Origin of the sequence: Stenotrophomonas sp. SMYL86 (genome assembly GCF_036320025.1) — a bacterium.
GTDB lineage: Bacteria > Pseudomonadota > Gammaproteobacteria > Xanthomonadales > Xanthomonadaceae > Stenotrophomonas > Stenotrophomonas maltophilia_A.
In genome coordinates this window covers 8,802-12,659 of the sequence record NZ_JAWIRU010000024.1, presented here as the reverse complement: position 1 = coordinate 12,659, position 3,858 = coordinate 8,802, and the positions used below count along the sequence as shown (strand labels likewise).

General features: G+C 68.9%; 3 protein-coding genes. 2 read left to right on the top strand and 1 reads right to left on the bottom strand.

The window, feature by feature from the left end:
• Positions 1-110: 110 nt before the first annotated feature.
• Positions 111-1,010 carry a LysR family transcriptional regulator gene (locus V3B64_RS19515; protein ID WP_164225712.1) on the bottom strand — a complete coding sequence of 300 codons (900 nt, stop codon included), beginning with the start codon at positions 1,008-1,010 and terminating at the stop codon, positions 111-113.
• A 228-nt stretch (positions 1,011-1,238) separates the two neighbouring features.
• On the opposite strand from V3B64_RS19515, the gene V3B64_RS19510 reads away from it, so the two are divergent.
• Both V3B64_RS19510 and V3B64_RS19505 read left to right on the top strand, forming a co-directional pair.
• Positions 1,239-2,417 (top strand): serine hydrolase domain-containing protein, encoded by a 1,179-nt coding sequence (locus tag V3B64_RS19510; RefSeq protein WP_329914744.1) that lies wholly within the window; start codon positions 1,239-1,241, stop codon positions 2,415-2,417.
• Positions 2,414-3,598 (top strand): MFS transporter, encoded by a 1,185-nt coding sequence (locus tag V3B64_RS19505; protein WP_329914743.1) that lies wholly within the window; start codon positions 2,414-2,416, stop codon positions 3,596-3,598. The genes V3B64_RS19510 and V3B64_RS19505 overlap by 4 nt, the downstream gene beginning before the upstream one ends.
• Positions 3,599-3,858: the final 260 nt, after the last annotated feature.

The following is a 3,858-nucleotide window of genomic DNA, read 5'->3' as shown; positions in this document are numbered from 1 at the left end:
CCCCCGGCGCCCCCGCGCTTGCCCTCCTGGCTCGTGCGCGAGTGGTGTCGCCCCCCCCCCCCCCCCCCTCGACTCTACGTGGCACGGCCATCGAGCGCGGATCTACCGGCCTACGGCACGGTTTCCAGGCGCGCGCTGACGAAGTCGATGAATGCCCGCAGCTTCGGAAGCACGTGGCGGCCCGACGGCCACAGCAGGTGGAAGATGCCGCAGGAGTGCACATGCTCGTCGAGCACGGTCAGCAGGCGTCCATCGGCCAGTGCATCGCGCACCGAGTGCACCGGCACGAATGCCAGGCCAATATCGCGCAATGCAAGCGCCACCCGCGCTTCGATGGTATTGGCCACCATGTGTACCGGCAGTTCCTGCGGTGTTTCATGGTCGGGCCAGTGGATCGGCCACAGTTCCAGCTTGCCGGTGCTGGGGAAGCGATAGTGCAGCAGCGTGTGCTGCATCAGATCGGCCGGCGTGCGCGGCGTGCCGCGCCGCTGCAGGTACGCCGGCGAGGCGACGATGCGGCGTGGGAACACGCCCAGGCGTCGTGCGTTCATGCGTGAGTCGCTGGGCTCGCCGACGCGCAGCACGGCATCGAAACCCTCCTCGATGACATCGACCAGGCGGTCGCTGAAATCCAGATCGAGGCGGATGTCCGGATACGCGGACATGAACTCGGCCATCAGTGGCAGAGTGAGATCACCCACCAGCGGCAGACCGATGCGCAGCGTGCCACTTGGTGCGGCATGCGGTTGCGCCAGTTCGGTGCGCGCGGCATCGCGCTCGTCGAGGATGCGCCGGCAGCGTGCCAGGAACAGCTGGCCCTCGGCGGTGAGGGTGATGCTGCGCGTGCTGCGGTGGAACAGGCGCACGCCCAGTGCCTGTTCCAGCCGGGCAACGCATTTGCCGGCGGCCGAGGCCGAGATGCCCTGCAGGCGCCCGGTCTCGACGAAGCTGCGGGTGTCGGCCGCGTGCACGAAGGTCTGCAGATTGGCGAGGTTGTCCAGGACTGACATGGGCGTGCGGGCAATGAAAGCGGCAGGGTAGGTCGGCGCGGCTGTAGCGGACGGCTCCGCCATCGCAACACTGTGGTGCGAAGTGGTGTGGAGCCCGTTGCGGCCTTGCAGTTCCGGCCATCATGCCGATTGCGGACTGCACGGTCCATGATGCCCGGAGCGGCAACCGGCTTTTTGCACGAGGGCGTGGTGCCTAACGTGGCGGGCCTCTCCCCACGGATCACCGCGATGAACGCTGTTCCTTCCCTTGCACCTGCGCCGACGCTGCCGTCGGTGCAGCGGCTGCTGCAGCAGGTCCACCCACAGCGCCTGGTCGGTACGGTGGTGCTGGTGCGCGAGCACGGTGTGCTGCGCCACGCCAGCGCGACCGGGCTGGCCGATCGCGAGTCGGCCACGCCGATGCAGCGCGATCAGTTGTTCCGGCTGGCATCGGTCAGCAAGCCGCTGTTGACCACGGTGATCCTGCGCCTGGTAGCCGAAGGCGTGCTGGACCTGGATGCGCCGGTACAGCGCTGGCTGCCGGACTTCCGCCCGGCGCTGGCCGATGGCAGCACGCCGCCGATCAGCCTGCGCCAACTGCTCAGCCATAGCAGCGGGCTGGGTTACCGCTTCCTCGAAGCCAATGCGGATGGCCCGTACGCACAGGCCGGCGTCAGCGATGGCATGGATGCGAATCCGCTGACGCTGACCGACAACGTGCATCGCATCGCGCAGGCGCCGCTGTTGTTCGCGCCGGGCAGCCAATGGTTGTACTCGTTGGGCGTGGACGTCGCGGGCGCCGTGGCTGAAGCCGCGACCGGTGAAACGCTGCAGGCACTGTTCGAGCACTTGTTGGCCGCGCCACTGGGGCTGGCCGACACCGCATTCGCGACCACCGATGCCGCACGGCTGGCCACGCCGTATGTGAGTGACACGCCGCAGCCGCATCGCCTGCAGGAAGGCGAAGTGGTCGCACCGTTCGAGGGTACGGTCGGCATCGAGTACAGCCTCGCCCGTGCTACCGATGCCAGCCGTTTCCCTTCGGCCGGTGCTGGACTGATTGGCAGCGCCGACGAGGTGATGGCGGTGTTGGAGGCCTTGCGCGATGTGCAAGCTTCGAATCTGTTGCCGCCCGCGCTGGTGGCGGAGATGGCCAGCCCGCAGGTGGGCGAGCAGGGGCCGCCGGAACCGGCCGGCTGGGGCTTCGGGTTGGGCTTTGCGGTGCTGCGCGATGCCGCCGCCAGTGGCACACCGCAGAGCGAAGGCACCTGGCACTGGGGCGGTGCCTACGGCCATAGCTGGTTTGTCGATCCTGCGCGTGGGCTGAGCGTGGTGGCGCTGACCAACACCCTGTACGAAGGCATGGACGGTGCCTTCGTTGATGAGCTGCGTGACGCGGTCTACGCTGATCTGGAGGCTGCGCGATGAGCGGCCATGCCATTGATGCGGCCAGCCCGGCCGGTGAAGCCACGCGCCTGCCGTGGGCGGGGCTGCTGGCGCTGGCCGGCGGCGGCTTCATCACCCTGCTGACCGAAACCCTGCCGGCCGGTGTACTGCGGCCGATGGGCGAGAGCCTGGGCGTGAGTGATGCGGCGGTGGGCCAGCTGGTCAGCGTGTACGCGCTGGGATCGGTGATGGCCGCACTGCCGATGACCGCGTTGACCCAGCGCCTGCCGCGACGCCCCTTGTTGCTGGCCGCCATTGCCGGCTTCGTGGTGGTCAACACGCTGACCGCCGTGAGCAGCAGCTATCCGCTGATCCTTGCCGCGCGTTTCCTGGCCGGTGTGAGTGGTGGCCTGCTGTGGTCGTTGGTGGCCGGCTACGCGGCGCGCATGGTGGTGCCGTCGCTGCAAGGCCGGGCAATTGCGGTGGCGATGGTTGGATCGCCGTTGGCGCTGTCGCTGGGCGTACCGGCGGGCACGTTGCTGGGCCAGCAGATCGGCTGGCGCTGGGCGTTCGCGTTGATGAGCGTGCTGGGTGTCGGCCTGCTGGCGTACGCGCGCTGGGCATTGCCGGCGTTACCGGCGGCCGCGGCCGGTCAGCGCATGTCGTTGGGTACGGTGTGGCGCATGCCCGGCGTGCGCAGCGCGCTGGCGGTGATGGTGCTGTACGTGCTGGCGCACAACGTGCTGTACACCTACATCGAACCGCTGGCGGTGGAGGCCGGCGCCGGCCGGTGGCTGGACCGCCTGCTGCTGGCCTTCGGCGTGGCTGCCATCGTTGGTATCGGCATTGCCGGTTGGGGCGTGGACCGTCATCTGCGCACGCTGGTGTGGGCGGCCGTGATCGGTTTCATTCTTCCGGTGTTGGCCCTGCTGTTGTGGCCAGGACAGGCCACACCGCTGCTGCTGGCAACGATCCTGTGGGGCGTGGCGTTCGGGTCGGTTGCGACCCTGTTCCAGACCGCGCTCGCACGCCGTGCCGGTGCTGCCGCCGACCTGGCGCAGTCGATGCTGGTGACCGGCTGGAACCTGGCGATTGCCGCCGGTGGCGTAGCAGGCGGTGTGCTGCTGCAGGCCAGTGGCCCGAGCCAGCTGGGCTGGTTGCCGTTGCTGTTGCTGGCGGTGAGCGCGGCGTGGCTGTTGGCACGGCCGAAGGCCTGGGCGTAGGCGCAGACCAGACGTTACCGAGGTGCCGGCCAGCGGCCGGCACTACCGTGGTCCACGCCATCCACGCATGGCGTGGATCCACCGAGCGCAGCGACCCGCGTTGGCCTTTGATTCTTCTGTTGATTCCGTGGTGGGACGCCGCCGCAATGTGTCCGTGGCCGGGTGGGTGGGCTGCGCAGGGGCGTGAGCCGCATGGATGCGGCGACCGAGCTTACATGGACGTACTTGCAGCGCCCCCTGCGCAGCCCACCCACCCGGCC

What these genes read in the sequence shown, in the direction of transcription:
- V3B64_RS19515 (WP_164225712.1), bottom strand. Translation starts at nt 1,010, where the DNA reads ATGTCAGTCCTGGACAACCTCGCCAATCTGCAGACCTTCGTGCACGCG.
- V3B64_RS19510 (WP_329914744.1), top strand. Translation starts at nt 1,239, where the DNA reads ATGAACGCTGTTCCTTCCCTTGCACCTGCGCCGACGCTGCCGTCGGTG.
- V3B64_RS19505 (WP_329914743.1), top strand. Translation starts at nt 2,414, where the DNA reads ATGAGCGGCCATGCCATTGATGCGGCCAGCCCGGCCGGTGAAGCCACG.